The following is a 17,023-nucleotide window of genomic DNA, read 5'->3' on the forward strand; positions in this document are numbered from 1 at the left end:
CCGGCTCAGAACATCGCGTACAGCTGGGCGAGCGGGAGGACCTCGGCCGGGGCGGGGGTGATCAAGGAACCGTCGATCGTGATCGCGTGCGTCTCGGCGTCGACCTCGATGACCGGCAGCGCGTCGTTCATGATCATCTGCGCCTTGCCGACGTCGCGCGTGGGCCGACAGGCCACCAGCTCGTGCGCCAGCCCGAGCTCGTCGGCGAGGCCGGCGTCGAGCGCGGCCGGGGCGACGTAGGACTGCGAGCGCGCGGGGCCGGTGCCGTAGTAGAGCGCGGGACGCATGAGCACCGGCTGCGGCGTCGGGATCGAGGCGTTCGGGTCGCCCAGCGCGGCGACGACGATGCCGCCGCCCTTGATCACCACGCTCGGCCGGACGCCGAAGAAGCGCGGGTCCCAGAGCACCAGGTCGGCCAGCTTGCCGACCTCGACCGAGCCGATCTCGTGGTCGACGCCGTGGCTGACCGCCGGGTTGATCGTGTACTTGGCGACGTAGCGCCGGGCGCGGAAGTTGTCGGCCGGCAACCCGCCGGAGAGGTCGCCGCGGACGTGCTTCATCACGTGCGCGACCTGCCACGTCCGGGTGATCACCTCGCCGATCCGGCCCATCGCCTGGGCGTCGGAGGACGTGATCGAGATGGCACCGAGGTCGTGCAGGTGGTCCTCGGCGGCGATGGTCGTCGCCCGGATCCGCGACTCGGCGAAGGCGAGGTCCTCCGGGACGGCCGGGTTGAGGTGGTGGCAGACCATGAGCATGTCGAGGTGCTCGGCGACGGTGTTGACCGTGTGCGGCAGGGTCGGGTTCGTCGAGCCGGGCAGCACGTGCGGCAGCCCCGCGATGGTGAGGATGTCCGGCGCGTGGCCGCCGCCGGCGCCCTCGACGTGGAAGGCGGAGATGCTGCGCCCGCCGATCGCGGCGACGGTCGAGGCGACGAAGCCGGCCTCGTTGAGCGAGTCCGAGTGCAGCGCGACCTGCAGGCCCCACTCGTCGGCGCCGCGCAGGGCCGCGTCGACCGCGGCCGGGGTCGAGCCCCAGTCCTCGTGGACCTTGTAGCCGCCGGCGCCGGCGAGCGCCTGCTCCTCGAACGCGGCGGCCGACACCGTGTTGCCCTTGCCGAGCAGCAGCACGTTGACCGGGAACGCGTCGAGCGCGCGGTGCGCCTGCTTGAGGTGCCAGGCGCCGGGCGTGACGGTCGTGGCCTTGGACCCCTCCGACGGGCCCGTCCCGCCGCCGCCGAGCGTGGTCAGGCCGGCGGCCAGCGCCTCGTGCACCTGCGAGGGCGACAGCAGGTGGACGTGGCTGTCGAAGCCGCCCGCGGTGAGGATCTTGCCCTCGCCGGAGATCACGTCGGTGCCGGGCCCGATGAGCAGCGCAGGGTCGACGCCGTCGGCGACGTCGGGGTTGCCGCTGCGCCCGATCCCTACGATGCGCCCGTCCCGGATGCCGACGTCGGCCCGCACGATCCCCCAGTGGTCGAGGACGACCACGTTCGTGATCACCGTGTCGAGCGCACCCTCGGCCGAGGTGGCCAGCGACTGGTTGCCCGACTCGCGGATCGACTTCCCGCCGCCGAAGACCGACTCCTCACCGCCGACCGTCAGGTCCTGCTCGATCTCGATCCACAGGTCGGTGTCGCCGAGACGGATCTGGTCGCCGGCGGTCGGGCCGAAGATGGCCGCGTACGCGTCCCTCGCGATGCGCACCGCTCAGCCCTCCGTGCTCGTCGCCACGAACGGTGCGCTGCGGACCTGCAGGCCGGGCACCGTACGCCGCCCGCGCAGCGCCACGATTCCCACCATCCGCGAGGCGCCCGGCTCGAAGCGCACCGACGTCCCGGCGGCGATGTCGAGGCGGAAGCCCTGCGCGGCCGCCCGGTCGAACTCCAGACCGGCGTTCACGTCGGGCAGGTGGAAGTGGGAGCCGACCTGGATCGGCCGGTCGGCCGTGTTGGTGAAGGTCAGCTCGCCGCGCTCGTCGGGGCCGCGGTCCGCGTTGAGCTCGATCTCGCCGGGAGCGATCCGGTACGCACCGGGTCCGGAGGTCGCGATGCCTGCCACTGGGGTCTCCCTACTGGATCGGCGCGTGGAGGGTGACGAGCTTGCGCCCGTCCGGGAAGGTGGCCTCGACCTGGACGTCGGTCAGCATCTCGGCGACGCCGTCCATGACCTGGTCGCGGGTGAGCACCTCGCGCCCGGTGGTCATGAGCTCCTCGACGCGGGCGCCCTCGCGCGCCCGCTCGACCACCCAGGTGCTCAGCAGCGCGACGGACTCGGGCCAGTTCAGCTTGACGCCCCGAGCGAGCCGGTCGCGCGCCACCATGCCGGCCACGGCCATCAGCAGCTTCTCGGTCTCCGAGGGCGCGAGGTTCACGGTCGGTCCTCCCAGCAGGCGTCGGTGGGCGTGCGGCGTACGGTCCCCGTCACGCTAGCGAGCGATTGTTTCCCCGCTGTTGCGACGGTCCCGCCCTGCCGTGCGGAACGTCTGCCGGCGCGTCCACCTCTGGTGTGGTCGACCGTGCAGAGGTTCCGTGGGTTTCCCAAGAGGTCTTGGGGAACCGGCACTCCTCACGGCAGATTCGCCACGGTAGGTGCAGGTTCCCCATGAGGTCATGGGAAACCTGCACGGGCGGCCGGCTCGAGCGGTCAGCCCTGCAGCAGGAGGAAGGCCGCCAGGCCGACCCCGGCGACGGCCACGACGACGCGGACGACCACCTCCGGCAGGCGCCGCAGGATGCGCGGGGCGAGGGCGCCGCCGAGCACCATCCCGACGGCCAGGGGCACCATCGACGACCAGACCACCAGGCCCTGCGCGACGAAGATCACCGTCGCGACCAGGTTCGCCAGCCCGAGCACGACCGTCCTCAGTGCCGCGATCCGGGTGAGCGGCTCGGGGAGGACGAGCCCGAGCGTGGCGATGACCAGCGTCCCGGCGCCCGCGCCGAAGTAGCCGCCGTAGACGGCCAGCAGACCCACCACCCCGATCACCAGCGGGCTGCGCTCGGACAGGCGTCCGCGGTGGAGCCGGACCAGCCAGGGGCGGAGCAGCAGGACGACCGACCCGAGGACGACGAGCCAGGGAACGACCGCGGCGAAGACCGACTCGGGGAGCACGACGAGCAGGACGGCCCCCACGGCCCCGCCGACCAGGCCCGCCACGCCGAACCGCACGAGCCGGGCCCGCGTGCCCGCCAGCTCGGGCCGCGCGGAACCGGCCCCGCCCAGCGCGATGCCGGTCAGGGCGGCGGTGTTGGTGGCGTTCGCGGCCAGCGGCGACAGGCCCACGGCGAGCAGGGCGGGGTAGGAGACCAGCGAGGCGAGCCCGGCCCCGTAGCCGACGAGCCCGGAGCCGACGCCCGCGAGGACGAGCAGCACGACGTGCGTCGCCGGGCTCACCCGCGGAACCTACACCGCGCCCGTCCCGTCCCCGGTCCGGCGACCGGAGGGGCCCGCCGTACGGTGGCGCCCGTGACGACGACCCGACCCGGCCAGGCACCCGCGGACTCGCTGCCCACGCGGTGGGAGCGCTACGACGAGCGCTTCGCGAAGGTCGACGGCGACTGGCGCGTCGAGCGCATCGCGTCGGGCTGCCGCTGGACCGAGGGCGGGACCTACCTCCCGGCGTCGCGCAGCTTCGTCTGGAGCGACATCCCCAACGACCGCCAGCTGCGCTGGGACGAGCTCACCGGCGAGGTCGGCGTGCTCCGCTCCCCCGCCGGCTACCCGAACGGCAGCACCCTCGACCACCAGGGCCGCCTCGTCACCTGCGAGCACGGCGGTCGCCGGGTCCGGCGCGTCGAGCACGACGGCTCGGTGAGCGTGGTCGTCGACCGCTTCGAGGGGCGGCGCTTCAACAGCCCCAACGACGTCGTCGTCGACCGCCGGGGCCGGGTGTGGTTCACCGACCCGTCGTACGGCATCGCCACCGACTACGAGGGCTTCGCCGCGGAGGAGGAGGTCGGGGGGCACCACGTGTACCGGGTCGACCTCGACGGCAGCTGCCACCGCGTGACCGACGACTTCGCCCAGCCGAACGGCATCGCGTTCTCCCTCGACGAGCGCCAGCTCTACGTCGTGGACTCCGAGCGGCGCCACCTGCGGGTGTTCGACGTGACCGACGACGGGACGCTGACCGGAGGCGACGTCCTGGCGGCGAGCACGGCGGGGACGTTCGACGGCGTACGCCTCGACACCGCCGGGCGCATCTGGGCGGCGGCCGAGGACGGCGTGCACTGCCTGCACCCCGACGGGACGCTGCTCGGCAAGCTGCTGCTGCCCGAGGTCGTCGCGAACATCACGTTCGGCGGCCTGAAGCGCAACCTGCTCTTCGCCTGCGCGAGCACGAGCGTCTACCTCCTGATGCTCAACGTGACCGGCGCGCCCGGCCCGTACGCGCAGGCCGTCGGCTCCTGAGCCGCGCCCGGCCCCCGAGCACAGCGCCACCGCCGCGTCTCAGAGGACGTGCCCGCCGTTCACGGTGAGCACCTGGCCGGTCACGAAGGCGGCCTCGTCGGACAGCAGGTAGGCCACCGCCCCGGCGACGTCCTCGGGCCGGCCCATCCGCCCCAGCGGCACCTGTCCCTCGTAGCGGCTGGTGTCGGCCCCCGCATGCCGCTCCACCGGGATCCAGCCCGGGCTGACCGCGTTGACGGTGACGCCGTCGCCGCCGAGCTCGGTGGCCCAGACCGGCACCAGCCCGAGCTGGGCGCTCTTGGCCGAGCTGTACGCCGACGTCCCGGGCAGGTGGCGGTCCACGATGTCCGAGGCGACCATCACCAGCCGGCCGCCGCCGGCGGCCCGCATCGCCGGGAGCGTCGCCTGCAGGAGCAGCGTCGGGCTGAGCACGAAGAAGCGGAGCTGGTCGGTGTACGCCTCCCACGTCAGGTCCGGGACCGTCGCGTTCGGCTGGGGCCCGGTCGCGTTCGCCACGACGGCGGTCACCGGGCCGAGCGTGCCGGCCTCGCCCACCAGGCGCGCGACGTCGGTCGCGTCGGTGACGTCGCCCTGCAGGGCGACCGCCCGTCCCCCGGCGGCCTCGATGTCGGCGACGACGGCCTCCGCCCCGGCCGTGCCGGAGCGGTAGCCGACCCCGACCGCCCACCCGGCGGCCCCGAGGCGGCGCGCGATCGCGGCGCCCAGGCCGCGCGAGGCTCCGGTGACGAGGCAGACCGCATCCGTGCCGCTCATGGCCGCGAGCGTAGCCAGCGCACCTCCCCTCCCGCCGACCCGTGCTCGGACAGACAGGCGGAGGCGGCTCCCCGGCAACGCTGCTTGTGCCGGGGAGCCTGAGCCCGCGACACTCCTAGGACTGGTCGCTGACCTGCCTCCGATCTACCCCGGGCGGGGTCCTTCGACGCAGACGGCCTGCACCCGGCGATGATGGGCCTGTGCTGATCAGGCCCCGGACGCCCGCGGACGACGACGCCTGCGTCGCGCTCATGCGCCGCACCCACGAGCGTGACGGCTACCCCCGCTACTGGCCGGCGAAGCCCGCCCGGTTCCTGCGGGCCCCGCGGGAGACCGACGCCTGGGTCGCGACGCTCGACGACGAGGCGGGAGCCGGCCGCGTGGTCGGGCAGGTCGCGCTCCACGACGCCGCCGGCGAACCCGTGGTCGAGCTGGCCCGGGCGGCGACCGGGCTGGCGCCGGAGGGGCTGGCCGTGCTCGCCCGCCTGCTCGTCGACCCGGACGCCCGCGGCCTCGGCGTGGGCCGGGCCCTCGTCCGGACTGCCGTCGCGCGGGCCCACGCGACCGGGCGCCGCCCCGTCCTGGACGTCCTCGAGGAGACGCCGGGCCCGATCGGGCTCTACGAGTCGGAGGGCTGGGAACGGCTGGGCCGCACGACGCTCGACCTGCGGCCCTTCGGCTACGGCGACGTCCCGCCGCTGCGCCTGTGGGTCTACCTCGGCCCCGCCGTGCCGGTCGCGGCCCTGCCCGCCTGAGACGGCGACCCGGGCCGAGACGCACGACGGCCGCCGGAGGGAGGACCCCCGGCGGCCGCGCTGGTGCTGGTGAGGACAGGCGTCAGGGCTTGACGGCCTTCGCGTGGAAGGTCGTCGAGCCGAACGGCACCGCCTCCGGCGTGTAGACGATCTTCCCGGCGCACAGACCCTGGTCGCGCAGGGCCTGGGCGACGCCCGGGATCGCCTTCACGGTGTTCGGCGGCCAGTCGTGCATGAGGATGATGCCGCCGTCGGTCAGGGTCGCGGCCCTGGCCACGATCTGCTCGACGCTCGCGCCGTTCCAGTCCTCGGAGTCGACCGTCCACAGCACCTCGAGCACGCCGATCCGCTCGGCGTCCGCCCGGACCGAGTCGTTCGTCGACCCGAAGGGCGGACGGAACAGCGTCGGCTCGCGGTGGGTGATGTCGCGCAGCACCCACTGCGTGCTGGCCATCTCGGAGAACCGCTGCGGCTCCGCGAGCTGCGTGAGGTCGGGGTGGGTGAAGGTGTGGTTGCCGATCCACATCTTCGCCCGACGCTCCTTGCGGACCAGGCCCGGCCGCTCGAGGGCGTTGTTCCCCTGGTTGAACATCGTCGCCCGCAGGTGCTCCTTCTTGAGCGCCTTGAGCAGGTCGGGCGCCGTCGGGCTGGGCCCGTCGTCGAAGGTCAGCCCGACGTAGCCGTTGCGGCACGCGCGGGGGTGCTGCCCGTGCTGGTCGACGGCCGCCGGGCTGGCGCCCGCCGGGGTGGCGACGGCCAGGGTCGTCACCAGGGCTGCGGCCGCGACCAGCACGGCGCGCGTCGCCCGACGGAGGGACGGTCGAGGACGAGGCGTCCGGGAAAGAGGCATGTCAGCTCCTGTCGCTGCGCTGCGGTGGCCGGTCAGTGCTTCTTGATGCCCTTGGCCAGCTGCAGGTCGCGCTGCACGGCCGCGTACGCCGACTTGGGCTGGTAGCTCTCGTCGTAGAGGTTCGCCTGGCCCTCGCCCGGGAAGACGCCCGGGATCCAGGAGTACTTGTCGGTGAAGCCCCAGACGGTGAAGGAGATGCAGCTGCGCTCGAGCAGGCAGCTCTGGAGCATGTAGCTGTAGCCGTTGTCCTGGGCCTGGACCTCGGCGGCGCTGGCGGGCAGGGTGATGCGGACGTCGGCCTCGGTGACGGCGGTCTTCAGGCCGAGCTTGCCGAAGCGGTGCAGGTTGGCCTGCATGTCGGCCGGCAGCGGGTAGTCCGTGCTGAGGTGGCCCTGGACGCCGACGGCCTCGATCGGCACGCCCTCGCTGCGCAGCTCCTTCACGAGCTTGTAGACGGCGTCGCTCTTGGGGTTGATGCCCTCGGTGTTGTAGTCGTTGTAGAAGAGGATCGCCTTCTTGTCGGCCTTGTGGGCCCAGCGGAACGCGTCGGCGATGTAGCCGGGGCCGAGCTCGCGCAGCCACAGCGAGTCACGCAGCGTGCCGTCGTCGTTGAACGCCTCGTTGACGACGTCCCAGGCCCAGATGTCGCCCTTGAAGTGCCCGACCTCGGTGGCGATGTGCTGCTTGAGGATGCGACGCAGCTGCTTCTTGGTGATGGACCCGTCGTCGACGCCCTTGGTCAGCCACGCCGGCAGCTGGCTGTGCCAGACGAGCGTGTGCCCGCGGACCTTCTGCTTGTGGGCACGAGCGAAGTCGACCAGCTTGTCGGCCTCGGTGAAGTCGAGCTTGCCCCGCTCGGGCTCGACGACCTCCCACTTCATGACGTTCTCGGGGGTGATCGTGTTGAACTGCTTCGCCACGGCCGACGCGTAGGTCGCGTCGTCGGCGAGCGCCGCGGTGTCGACGGCGGTGCCGATGCGCACCCCGGTCGGCTTGGCGAGCTGCTTGAGCGTCTTGGTCGTGCCGGTGTCGTCGGTGGCGGCGCCGGCGGCGGGGGCACCGCCGGCGAGCAGGGCGGAGGCGAGCGCTCCGGCGGTGACGAGGCCGAGGCAGGTGCGGCGCAGGGACATGGGGTTCCTCTCCATCGAGGCATGGGTGACCCGCCGGCGACGCCGGCCAGGTTTCGTACGGGGTGGAGCCGATCGCGGGTGGGCGACCCGAGGTTCTCGAAACTTTCGGCGAGAACGAGCGGGTCACGACCGATGGACGGACCATAAGACGGTTCCTGAACGAACGTCAAGAGGGCCTTCAAGAGCGTCTTGGTCCTGATCGCGGCGCATCCGTCGGGTGCGGTCGGCCCGTACGATCTGACGTCCCGCTCGCCCGGAGCGTCGGGGCCGGTGCTCGAAACCTTTCGAAATTTTCGGAACCAGCAGCGTGTGGTTGTGGTCAGATGGGGCAAGCAGCGACAAGGAGGTCGACGTGACGAAGCACGGGCAGCCCACGCTGGGTGCCGTGGCGGCGGAGGCGGGCGTCTCCCTGGCGACGGTGTCGAAGGTGCTCAACGACCGGGTCGACGTCAGCGCCGGGACCAGGGCCCGCGTGCGGCGCCTGCTCGACGCGCACGGCTACGTCCCGACCGTGCACCGCAACGCCCGCGGCCGCTGGCTGGTGAGCCTCGTGCTCCCCGCCCTGGACAGCCCGTACGCGCTCGAGATCCTCCGCGGCGTCACCGCCAGCCCGCTCGACGTGGTCGTCTGCTCGCTCAGCGACGGGGCGGGCCCCACGTCGTGGACCGACCAGGTGCTCGGTTCCGGGCGCGCGGGCGCGCTGGTCGTGGTGCCCGAGCTCACCGACCCCGAGCGCACCCGCCTGGCCGGGGCGCGGACGCCCTGTGTGGTGATCGACCCGACCGGACCTCTGGACGGGGTCCTGCCGAGCGTCGGGGCCACGAACCGTGCCGGTGGGCTGGCTGCCACCCGGCACCTCCTCGACCTCGGCCACCGGCGCATCGCGGTGATCGGCGGCCCCCGGCAGGTGCTGTGCAGCCGGGCCCGCATCGAGGGCTACCGCGCGGCGCTCGAGTCGCGCGGGCTGGCCGTCGACCCCGACCTGGTCCGGCCCGGCGACTTCCACCACGCCGGCGGCTTCGCCCAGACCCAGGCCCTGCTGCGGCTGCCGGACCCGCCGACGGCGGTCTTCGCCGGCAGCGACGAGCAGGCGCTCGGGGTCGTCGACGCGGCGCGCCACGCGGGCCTGCGGGTGCCGGACGACCTGAGCGTCGTGGGCTTCGACGACCTGCCGGTGGCCCGCTGGTCCTCCCCGCCGCTGACGACGGTGCGCCAGCCGCTGGCGGAGATGGGGCGCACGGCGGCCGAGATGCTGCTGGCCCTCCTCGAGGGCGAGCAGCTCGCCCGGCGACCCGTCGAGCTGGCGACGTCGCTGTGCGTCCGCTCCTCCACCGCACCGCCCTCCGACGGCGGCGTCGGGCAGGTCCGGGCGCGGGTGGCGGTGGCCTGACCGCCGACGAACCGTGGCCGGCCGCGACCTCCTAGGCCGCGGCGCTAGCCTCGACCGGCACGACCTCGCCCGGGCGCACCGGCCCCGGCGGCGTCCCGTCGCCGAACGGGCGTCCGCCGAGCTCCTCGCGGTGGTGCGGCGTCAGCCAGCCCGCCAGGTCCGGGCCCTTGGGCACGATCTGGGTGGGGTTGATGTCGCTGTGCACGACGTAGTAGTGGCGCTTGATCTGCAGGAAGTCGGTCGTGTCGCCGAAGCCCGGCGTCTGGAAGAGGTCGCGCGCGTAGGCCCACAGCACCGGCATCTCCGACAGCTTCTGCCGGTTGCACTTGAAGTGCCCGTGGTAGACGGGATCGAAGCGGGCCAACGTCGTGAACAGCCGCACGTCGGCCTCGGTGATCGAGTCGCCCATCAGGAACCGACGCGTGGCCAGCCGATCCTCGAGCCAGTCCAGCGCCGTCCAGAGCCGGTCGTACGCCGCGTCGTACGCCTCCTGCGAGCCCGCGAAGCCGCAGCGGTAGACGCCGTTGTTGACCTCGGTGAAGACCCGCTTCATCACGGTCTCCATCTCGTCGCGCAGGGCGTCCGGCCAGAGGTCCGGTGCCCCCTCGCGGTGGAAGTCGGTCCACTCGGTCGACAGGTCCTGCGTCATCTGCGCGAAGTCGTTGGTGACGAGCTCGCCGGTCGGCACGTCGACGATGGCCGGCACCGTGATGCCGCGCGGGTAGTCCGGGAAGCGGGCGAAGTACGCCTGCTGGAGGCGCTCGTAGCCGAGGACGGGGTCGACGCCGCCCGGGTCGAGGTCGAAGGTCCAGCTGCGCTGGTCGTGCGTCGGCCCGCACAGGCCCATGGAGATCGCGTCCTCCAGGCCCAGCAGCCGCCGCACGATGATGGCGCGGTTGGCCCACGGGCAGGCCCGGGCGGCGATCAGGCGGTAGCGGCCCGCCTCGACCGGGTAGCCGTCGGCGCCGTCGCGGGTGATCCGCGTCGTCACGTAGCGCATGTCGCGCTGGAAGTCCTCGCCGGACGTCACGTACCCAGGGGAAGTAGAAGCGTCAACCACTCGGTCATCGTACGCGGGACCGCTCCGGACGGCCGGGCTCCGGCGGCGATCGCCCTGCGCGACGGGAGGCGCGACAATGGGTGCCATGCGTTTCCTGCAGCAGCCCCCGTCGACCGACCTGACGTACAACGACGTCTTCATGGTCCCGCGGCGCTCGTCGTTGACGTCGCGCCTCGAGGTCGACCTCAGCTCGACCGACGGCGTCGGCACCACCCTGCCCCTGGTGGTCGCGAACATGACCGCCGTCTCCGGCCGGCGGATGTCGGAGACCGTCGCGCGCCGCGGCGGCGTGGCGATCATCCCGCAGGACATCCCGACGCCGGTCGTGGCCTCCGTGGTCCGCAAGGTCAAGGGCTCGCACACGGTCTTCGACACCCCGGTCTCGGTCACCCCGTTCACCACGGTCGGCGAGGCGCTGTCGCTGCTGCCGAAGCGCGCGCACGGCCAGGTCGTCGTCGTCGACGAGGGCCGCCCGGTCGGGACCGTCGGCGAGGCCGACGCAGCGGGCGTCGACCGCTTCGCGCAGGTCAAGGACGTCATGAGCACCGACCTCGTCGTGGTCGGGCCGGACACCTCGCCGCGCGAGATCTTCGACGCGCTCGCCGCCTCGCACCTCACCCTCGCCGTCGTCACCGAGGGAGCTGCCGGCGACGGGCGCCTCCTCGGCGTCATGACCGCCCGTTCCGCGCTGCGCTCGACGCTCTACAGCCCGGCGCTCGACCCCGACGGCTCGCTGATGATCGGCGCCGCCGTCGGCATCAACGGCGACGTCGCGGGTCGCGCCGACGCCCTGCTGCAGGCCGGGATCGACGTGCTCGTCGTGGACACCGCGCACGGCCACCAGGACAAGATGCTGTCGGCGCTGAAGTCGGTCCGCGAGGTGCGCGACCGGCTCGCCGACGCCGGCGGCCGCAGCATCCCGCTCGTCGCCGGCAACGTCGTCGCCGCCGACGGCGTGGACGACCTCGTCGCGGCCGGCGCCGACGTGATCAAGGTCGGCGTCGGCCCCGGCGCGATGTGCACGACGCGGATGATGACCGGCGTCGGGCGGCCCCAGTTCAGCGCGGTGCTCGAGTGCGCGGCGGCGGCCCGGGCGCTCGGCAAGTCGGTCTGGGCCGACGGCGGCGTCCGCTACCCGCGCGACGTGGCCCTCGCCCTCGCCGCCGGGGCCGGCAGCGTGATGATCGGCTCCTGGTTCGCCGGGACGTACGAGAGCACCGGCAACCTCATGGTCGACGCCCAGGGCCGCGCGTACAAGGAGTCGTACGGCATGGCCTCGGCCCGCGCGGTACGCCTGCGGACCAAGGACGCGAGCGGCTTCGACCGGGCGCGCTCCGGGCTGTTCGAGGAGGGCATCTCGTCCTCGCGGATGTACCTCGACCCGGAGCGCCCGGGCGTCGAGGACCTCATCGACTCCATCGTCGCCGGGGTGCGCAGCTCCTGCACCTACGCCGGCGCCTCGACGCTGGAGGAGTTCCACGACCTCGCGCTCGTCGGCGTGCAGTCGAGCTCGGGCTACGACGAGGGCCGCCCGCTGAGCACGTCCTGGTGATGCTGTGCTCTGGCGTTCGCGCCCGGCCGCGCGCTGAGAGCTCCTGCCTTCCTCCCATCCGGTGACGCCACTCGTTCGGCGCTCTGGTCACGGCGGTCGTGCTGAGTGACGTCACCGGCTGCTCGTCCAGGCAGGAGCGCGCGCCCGGCCTACCCGACGCTCACACCGACGCGGTCGGGCACGTGCCCCTCGAGGAAATCGAGCGGCCGACCGTCCTGCTAGGCCGAGATCGCGCTGGCCGCGCCTCTGACCCTCACGCCGGGTTCGCCGCGCTGGACGCTGACCTCGATGCGGCTCGGGCGGCCCATCTCGGCGCCCTGGAGGATGGTGAGGTCGGCCGTGGGGCCGATCTTGTGCAGCTCGCGCAGGTAGCCGCCGAACGCGGCGGCCGCGGCACCGGTCGCCGGGTCCTCGACGACGCCGCTGCCCGCGAACGGGTTGCGGGCGTGGTAGAGCTTGCGGCCCTCGGGCCAGGCCAGCAGCACGGTGATCAGGCCCTGCCGGCGCATGATCTGGGCGAGCGCGTCGTAGTCGTAGTGCAGGTCGGCCAGGCGGGCGCGGGTCCGGGTGACGAGCACGAGGTGCTCGGAGCCGGCGTTCGCGAGGGCCGGCGGGTAGTCCGGGTCGAGGTCGTCGGAGGACCAGTGCAGCGCGCCGAGCACGGACTCGACGAGCTCGGGCGGCGCGGGCCGTACGCGGGGCGACACGCTCGTCAGCTCGGCCACGAGGCCGTGGTCGGTGCGCTGGGTGCTCACGGTGACCAGGCCGGCCGGGGTGTGGAACACCAGCTCCTCGGCCGGACGCCGCTCCACCAGCGCGACGCCGGAGGCGATGGTGGCGTGCCCGCAGAAGGGCACCTCCTGCTCCGGGGCGAAGTAGCGGACGTCGTAGACGTTGGGCTCGTGCTCGCGCGGGAAGAGGAAGGCGGTCTCGGAGTAGCCGAGGTCGGCCGCGATCGACTGCATCGCGGCCTCGTCCAGACCGCCGGCGTCGAGCACGACCCCGGCGGGGTTGCCGCCCCGTCCGTCCTCGCTGGTGAAGGCGGCGTAGCGCAGCACCTCGGTCGGCATGCCGCACACAGTAGACCGGCGGACGCGGCAGTGACAGAGGCCGCAGCCGCGTCCGCCGAGGCCGTTCCGGGCGAAGCCGCTGCTCGCTACGCGGTCCGGGAGAGCTGCTCCAGGCGGGCCACGCCGGGCGGGACCGCGTTGGCGAGCCGCGCCTGCACGGACGCGAGCGCCGGGGTCCGTGGGTGCTCGGGAGGGACCCGGGCGGGGTTGAGCGCGACGCGGTCGGTCCACGCCTTCACGTCCGGCTCGGCGGAGAAGGCCGCAGACGCCCCGAAGCCGAGCACGTTCATGCGCGCCCAGTCGGTCAGGGTGTTGCCGAAGACCGACGGCGGGCAGAGGCGGTTCTTCGCGGCGTCGTCGTCGCGGGTCGCCTCGACGTAGCCGATCAGGGCGGCCCCGAAGCAGGGGAAGCCGGCCCGTACCGGCTGGAGCGTGATGACGTCGGGCTGCCAGACCGGCACGCGCGGCCGCTGCTTGAGCCCGTCGGCGGCGCAGTCGACGACGAGCGCGCCGGCCGGCAGCGGCACCGCACCCTGGTCGAGCTCGAGGCGGTCGCGCCCGGCCACGCGGACGTGTCCGAGGCGGACGACGTCCCCGACGGCGCGCAGCAGGTCGAGCTCCCAGCGTCCGAGCGTGGGCGCCTTGGCCATCGTCGGGGCGACCGAGGGGTCGATCCGCATCATGATCCCGGCCTCCTCGAGCGCCAGGAACAGCGCCGGCAGGTCGGGCGCGGCCGCCGCGGCCTGCATCAGGTCGGCGACCATGCCGAGGTAGACGACCGGGTCGGGCCGGATGTTGGCCCGGTCGAGCATCCACGGGTCGCGGGGCCGGACCCAGGTGATGGCGTCGGGATCGGTGCCGTGCCGCAGCAGCCAGACGACGCCGTCGGTCGCGGTCTTGCCGGAGCCGACGACCACGTAGCGCGCGGCCGGCCCGGCGTGGGGCAGGTCGTTCACGGGCACGACGCGCGCGCCGTCGACGGCGAACCTCGGCGGCGACCCGGCCGGGATGTCGGGCGAGAGGTAGCGGGCGTCCACGACCCGGCAGCGTTCCGGCACGGCGAACCGCTCCCCCGTCCGCTCCGACACGAAGGTCCGGTCGCCCCGGTAGTCGCTGCCGGTGAAGAGCTCGACCCGCCCGGTGGCGACGAGGCGGGCCAGCACCTGGTCGTAGTACGCGAGGATCGTCGGCTGGTCGGCGCGTTCGTCCAGCCCGGCCTCGGGGCCGCCGGCCTGGATCCGGCCACCGCCGAGCACCGTCGAGGCAACGCCGTAGTACGTCGACGACTGGTGCAGCTGCACGAACGGGTACGCCTGGCGCCAGTGACCACCGACGCCGTCACGCCGGTCGACCAGCGCCACGCGGGCGTCGGAGTGGTCGACCAGCGCGTCGGTGAAGGCCAGCCCCGCGGCACCGGCGCCGACCACGAGGTGGTCGACGTCGAGGAGTCGCGTCACGGGAGCGTGGTGCTCCCGGCTCAGGCCGTGGCGAAGCGGGCGGCCGACCGGGCGCGGGCCTTGGCGGCCTCCTCGTCGCGGTTCTTCGGCGGCGCGCTGCTGACCAGCGCCTCCAGGAGGTGCTCGGTGGCGTGGGCGATGTCGTGCACGGCCCGCTCGAACGCCGCCTCGTTGGCCTTGGACGGCTTCGAGGTGCCCGCGATCTTGCGGACGTACTGCAGCGCCGCGTCGTGCACCTCGTTCGAGGTGGCCGGCGGCTCGAAGTTGTTCAGCGGACGGATGTTGCGGCACATGGCGCCCATCCTCCCGCGTGCCGCCGGGGCGCGGAAGGCCTCTCGTACGCTCGACCTCCATGAGCGTGCGGGAGCTCGTCGCCCTGGGGACGTCGTCGCAGGTGCCGACGCGGACCCGGTCGCACCAGGCGGCGCTGCTGCGCTGGGACGACGAGGTCGTCCTCTTCGACCCCGGCGAGGGCACCCAGCGCCAGCTGACGCTGGCGGGCGTCCCGGCCGCGTCCATCTCGCGCATCTGCGTGACGCACCTGCACGGCGACCACTGCCTGGGCCTGCCGGGCGTCCTGCAGCGCATCGCGCTCGACGGGCGCCAGAAGCCGGTGGACCTCTACTTCCCCGCCGCCGGGCAGCCGTTCGTCGACCGGCTCCGCACCTCCAGCGAGAGCGGCCCGGGCCCGGACGTCCGCGAGCACCCGGTCGGCGCCGACGGTGCCGTCGACCGCTGGGGCGGCCTCGAGCTGTCGGCCATGGCCCTCGACCACCGCGTGCCTGCGTACGGCTGGCGCCTGGTCGAGCCCGACGGCCGGCGGGTGCTGCGCGACCGGCTGGAGGCGACGGGCCTCGCCGGGCCGGACGTCGGCCGGCTGCTCCGCGAGGGTTCGGTGGAGGTGGACGGCCGGCGCGTCGCCGTCGAGGAGGTGACCGAACCACGGCGCGGGCAGGTGTTCGCGTTCATCATGGACACCCGTCGCTGCGCCGCCGCCGTCGAGCTCTGCCGTGACGCGGACCTCGCCGTGCTCGAGTCCACCTACCTGCGGACGGAGGCCGAGCTCGCGCAGGCCTACGCCCACCTCACCGCGGCCGACGCCGCGCAGATCGCCGCCGAGGCGGGCGTGCGGCGGCTGGTGCTCACGCACTACTCGTCGCGCCACCCCGATGAGCAGATGTTCGCCGACGAGGCGCGCGAGGTCGTGCCGGGCCTCGACGTCGTCGCCGCCCGCGACCTCGACCGCGTCCCCGTGCCGAAGCGCCGCTGACCGATCCCCTTTGGACCGCTCTCCGCGTGATGTGCTCCGCCCCGGTCTCCGCGAACCGCTGAGAGACGACACCCGGAGTCGCGATACGGGCGTCGTCTGTCAGCGTTTCGCCGGTCTACCGCGGGATGGTGGAGGGGTCTTGAAGAGGTCAGGGTGCTGCGGGTCGGCTGACGCCTGATCGCGAACGCCGCACCTCCTCACGGAGGTGCGGCGTTCGGGAAGCGATCAGCTCGTCCGCGCCCGGCAGGGCGACAGCGGCTAGTGTGCGTGGTCCCCGCGGTAGAACTCGAAGACCAGGCCCATCAGGGTGACGAACCCGAAGCCGAAGCCGAGGATCATCAGCCACCAGCCGAAGACCGGGCCGAGGATCACGAAGGTGAAGGCCACGGCCACGAACAGCGGCCACTTGCTCTGCGGCGGGAAGAAGCCGAGCTCGCCGGCCCCCTCCGCGATCTCGCCGGACTTCTTGTCCTCCGGGCGAGGGTCGATCCGCCGCGCGATGAGGCCCAGGTAGAGGGCGATCATCAGCACGAGGAAGAACGTCAGGATCAGGGCGGCGGTCCCCGTGGGGTCGTTGCTCATCAGCCAGTAGATCGGCGTGATGGCGGCGACGAACACCGCCAGGGCCACGAAGACCCAGGTCTCGGCCTTCATCGGTGATCAGCCCCTGTCTCTCTGGTCGTCCGGTGCGGCCGGTGACTGGTTCGGGTGGTCCTCGTCGTAGACGGCGACCGGGTCGTCCGTACGGCCCTCGACCCGCGCGGCCAGCTCGGCCGGGCGGCCCGTGTCGTCGGCCGCGTCGACCAGCGTGTCCCTGAGCTCGCCGTCGACCCCGTTGTACTCGGAGAGGGCGACCTCGGGGTGGTGCAGGTCGAACGCCGGAGCCTCCGACCGGATCCGCGGGATCGACGTGAAGTTGTGCCGCGGCGGCGGGCACGACGTCGCCCACTCCAGGCTGCGACCCCAACCCCACGGGTCATCCACACCCACCGCCGGGTTGTTGCGCGACTTCCACACGTTCCACACGAACGGCAACATCGACGCCCCCAACAAGAACGCCCCCGCCGAACAGATCTGGTTCAACACCGTGAACCCCTCGTTCGGCAGATAATCCGCATACCGACGCGGCATCCCCTCCACACCCAACCAGTGCTGCACCAAGAACGTCGCCTGGAACCCGATGAACAACAACCAGAAATGGATCTTGCCCAACCGCTCGTCCAACATGTGCCCGGTGAACTTCGGCCACCAGAAGTAGAAGCCCGCGAACATCGCGAACACCACCGTGCCGAACACCACGTAG

Annotated in this window: 18 protein-coding genes; 5 read left to right on the plus strand and 13 right to left on the minus strand. The window is 73.1% G+C overall.

The window, feature by feature from the left end; genetic code table 11:
• Window positions 1-5: 5 nt before the first annotated feature.
• The 4 genes from BMY04_RS12425 to BMY04_RS12435 all read right to left on the minus strand — a co-directional run bounded on the left by BMY04_RS12425 (window position 6) and on the right by BMY04_RS12435 (window position 3,395).
• Window positions 6-1,706: an urease subunit alpha gene (locus tag BMY04_RS12425; protein ID WP_198410112.1), complete on the minus strand. Its 1,701-nt coding sequence runs from the start codon at window positions 1,704-1,706 to the stop codon at window positions 6-8.
• 3 nt (window positions 1,707-1,709) lie between these two features.
• Window positions 1,710-2,060 carry an urease subunit beta gene (gene ureB, locus BMY04_RS23085; RefSeq protein ID WP_232506337.1) on the minus strand — a complete coding sequence of 117 codons (351 nt, stop codon included), beginning with the start codon at window positions 2,058-2,060 and terminating at the stop codon, window positions 1,710-1,712.
• A gap of 10 nt (window positions 2,061-2,070) precedes the next feature.
• Window positions 2,071-2,373 (minus strand): urease subunit gamma, encoded by a 303-nt coding sequence (locus BMY04_RS12430; RefSeq protein WP_091180573.1) that lies wholly within the window; start codon window positions 2,371-2,373, stop codon window positions 2,071-2,073.
• A 272-nt stretch (window positions 2,374-2,645) separates the two neighbouring features.
• Window positions 2,646-3,395 carry a sulfite exporter TauE/SafE family protein gene (locus BMY04_RS12435; protein ID WP_091180577.1) on the minus strand — a complete coding sequence of 250 codons (750 nt, stop codon included), beginning with the start codon at window positions 3,393-3,395 and terminating at the stop codon, window positions 2,646-2,648.
• 72 nt (window positions 3,396-3,467) lie between these two features.
• Here BMY04_RS12435 and BMY04_RS12440 point away from each other — a divergent pair, with 72 nt between their 5' ends.
• On the plus strand, window positions 3,468-4,412 hold the full coding sequence (locus tag BMY04_RS12440) for an SMP-30/gluconolactonase/LRE family protein (protein WP_091180581.1): 945 nt from the start codon (window positions 3,468-3,470) through the stop codon (window positions 4,410-4,412).
• A 39-nt stretch (window positions 4,413-4,451) separates the two neighbouring features.
• Here BMY04_RS12440 and BMY04_RS12445 read toward each other — a convergent pair whose 3' ends face one another.
• Window positions 4,452-5,186, minus strand: coding sequence for an SDR family oxidoreductase (locus BMY04_RS12445; protein ID WP_091180584.1), 735 nt, complete (start codon window positions 5,184-5,186; stop codon window positions 4,452-4,454).
• A 200-nt stretch (window positions 5,187-5,386) separates the two neighbouring features.
• Here BMY04_RS12445 and BMY04_RS12450 point away from each other — a divergent pair, with 200 nt between their 5' ends.
• A complete protein-coding gene (locus BMY04_RS12450) occupies window positions 5,387-5,941 on the plus strand; it encodes a GNAT family N-acetyltransferase (RefSeq protein ID WP_091180587.1) in 555 nt (184 codons plus the stop codon).
• 82 nt (window positions 5,942-6,023) lie between these two features.
• On the opposite strand, the gene BMY04_RS12455 is transcribed toward BMY04_RS12450, so the two are convergent.
• Entirely contained in the window at window positions 6,024-6,791 is a 768-nt protein-coding gene (locus tag BMY04_RS12455) for a polysaccharide deacetylase family protein (protein WP_091180589.1), read from the minus strand.
• A 32-nt stretch (window positions 6,792-6,823) separates the two neighbouring features.
• Window positions 6,824-7,921: an endo-1,4-beta-xylanase gene (locus BMY04_RS12460; protein WP_198410113.1), complete on the minus strand. Its 1,098-nt coding sequence runs from the start codon at window positions 7,919-7,921 to the stop codon at window positions 6,824-6,826.
• A gap of 352 nt (window positions 7,922-8,273) precedes the next feature.
• Between BMY04_RS12460 and BMY04_RS12465 the strand changes: the two genes are divergently transcribed.
• Window positions 8,274-9,311, plus strand: coding sequence for a LacI family DNA-binding transcriptional regulator (locus BMY04_RS12465; RefSeq protein ID WP_091180598.1), 1,038 nt, complete (start codon window positions 8,274-8,276; stop codon window positions 9,309-9,311).
• A 31-nt stretch (window positions 9,312-9,342) separates the two neighbouring features.
• On the opposite strand, the gene BMY04_RS12470 is transcribed toward BMY04_RS12465, so the two are convergent.
• Window positions 9,343-10,311 carry a glutathione S-transferase family protein gene (locus tag BMY04_RS12470; protein ID WP_198410124.1) on the minus strand — a complete coding sequence of 323 codons (969 nt, stop codon included), beginning with the start codon at window positions 10,309-10,311 and terminating at the stop codon, window positions 9,343-9,345.
• A gap of 145 nt (window positions 10,312-10,456) precedes the next feature.
• Here BMY04_RS12470 and BMY04_RS12475 point away from each other — a divergent pair, with 145 nt between their 5' ends.
• Window positions 10,457-11,923 carry a GuaB1 family IMP dehydrogenase-related protein gene (locus BMY04_RS12475; protein WP_091180814.1) on the plus strand — a complete coding sequence of 489 codons (1,467 nt, stop codon included), beginning with the start codon at window positions 10,457-10,459 and terminating at the stop codon, window positions 11,921-11,923.
• A gap of 218 nt (window positions 11,924-12,141) precedes the next feature.
• On the opposite strand, the gene BMY04_RS12480 is transcribed toward BMY04_RS12475, so the two are convergent.
• The 3 genes from BMY04_RS12480 to BMY04_RS12490 form a co-directional block, all read right to left on the minus strand.
• A complete protein-coding gene (locus BMY04_RS12480) occupies window positions 12,142-12,993 on the minus strand; it encodes a PhzF family phenazine biosynthesis protein (protein ID WP_091180604.1) in 852 nt (283 codons plus the stop codon).
• Between the two features lie 86 nt (window positions 12,994-13,079).
• Window positions 13,080-14,450 carry an NAD(P)-binding protein gene (locus BMY04_RS12485; RefSeq protein WP_091180606.1) on the minus strand — a complete coding sequence of 457 codons (1,371 nt, stop codon included), beginning with the start codon at window positions 14,448-14,450 and terminating at the stop codon, window positions 13,080-13,082.
• A gap of 20 nt (window positions 14,451-14,470) precedes the next feature.
• Complete coding sequence (locus BMY04_RS12490) at window positions 14,471-14,743, minus strand: DUF2277 domain-containing protein (RefSeq protein WP_091180816.1); 273 nt, start codon at window positions 14,741-14,743, stop codon at window positions 14,471-14,473.
• Window positions 14,744-14,802: 59 nt separating this feature from the next.
• Between BMY04_RS12490 and BMY04_RS12495 the strand changes: the two genes are divergently transcribed.
• Window positions 14,803-15,720, plus strand: coding sequence for a ribonuclease Z (locus BMY04_RS12495; protein ID WP_091180609.1), 918 nt, complete (start codon window positions 14,803-14,805; stop codon window positions 15,718-15,720).
• Between the two features lie 258 nt (window positions 15,721-15,978).
• On the opposite strand, the gene BMY04_RS12500 is transcribed toward BMY04_RS12495, so the two are convergent.
• Window positions 15,979-16,374, minus strand: a complete 396-nt coding sequence (locus tag BMY04_RS12500; protein WP_091180613.1) for a cytochrome c oxidase subunit 4 — start codon at window positions 16,372-16,374, stop codon at window positions 15,979-15,981.
• 6 nt (window positions 16,375-16,380) lie between these two features.
• Window positions 16,381-17,023, minus strand: a 643-nt coding sequence (locus BMY04_RS12505) for a cbb3-type cytochrome c oxidase subunit I (RefSeq protein ID WP_170854103.1), incomplete at its 5' end; no start/stop codon positions are given.

It is taken from the genome of Microlunatus flavus, assembly GCF_900110855.1.
In the GTDB taxonomy this organism is placed as follows: Bacteria; Actinomycetota; Actinomycetes; order Propionibacteriales; family Propionibacteriaceae; genus Microlunatus; species Microlunatus flavus.

Bases quoted from the DNA above. Each gene is read 5' to 3' on its own strand.
- BMY04_RS12445 (WP_091180584.1), bottom strand. From the start codon at position 5,186: ATGAGCGGCACGGATGCGGTCTGCCTCGTCACCGGAGCCTCGCGCGGC.
- BMY04_RS12455 (WP_091180589.1), bottom strand. From the start codon at position 6,791: ATGCCTCTTTCCCGGACGCCTCGTCCTCGACCGTCCCTCCGTCGGGCG.
- BMY04_RS12460 (WP_198410113.1), bottom strand. From the start codon at position 7,921: ATGTCCCTGCGCCGCACCTGCCTCGGCCTCGTCACCGCCGGAGCGCTC.
- BMY04_RS12470 (WP_198410124.1), bottom strand. From the start codon at position 10,311: ATGCGCTACGTGACGACGCGGATCACCCGCGACGGCGCCGACGGCTAC.
- BMY04_RS12475 (WP_091180814.1), top strand. From the start codon at position 10,457: ATGCGTTTCCTGCAGCAGCCCCCGTCGACCGACCTGACGTACAACGAC.
- BMY04_RS12480 (WP_091180604.1), bottom strand. From the start codon at position 12,993: ATGCCGACCGAGGTGCTGCGCTACGCCGCCTTCACCAGCGAGGACGGA.
- BMY04_RS12490 (WP_091180816.1), bottom strand. From the start codon at position 14,743: ATGTGCCGCAACATCCGTCCGCTGAACAACTTCGAGCCGCCGGCCACC.
- BMY04_RS12495 (WP_091180609.1), top strand. From the start codon at position 14,803: ATGAGCGTGCGGGAGCTCGTCGCCCTGGGGACGTCGTCGCAGGTGCCG.
- BMY04_RS12500 (WP_091180613.1), bottom strand. From the start codon at position 16,374: ATGAAGGCCGAGACCTGGGTCTTCGTGGCCCTGGCGGTGTTCGTCGCC.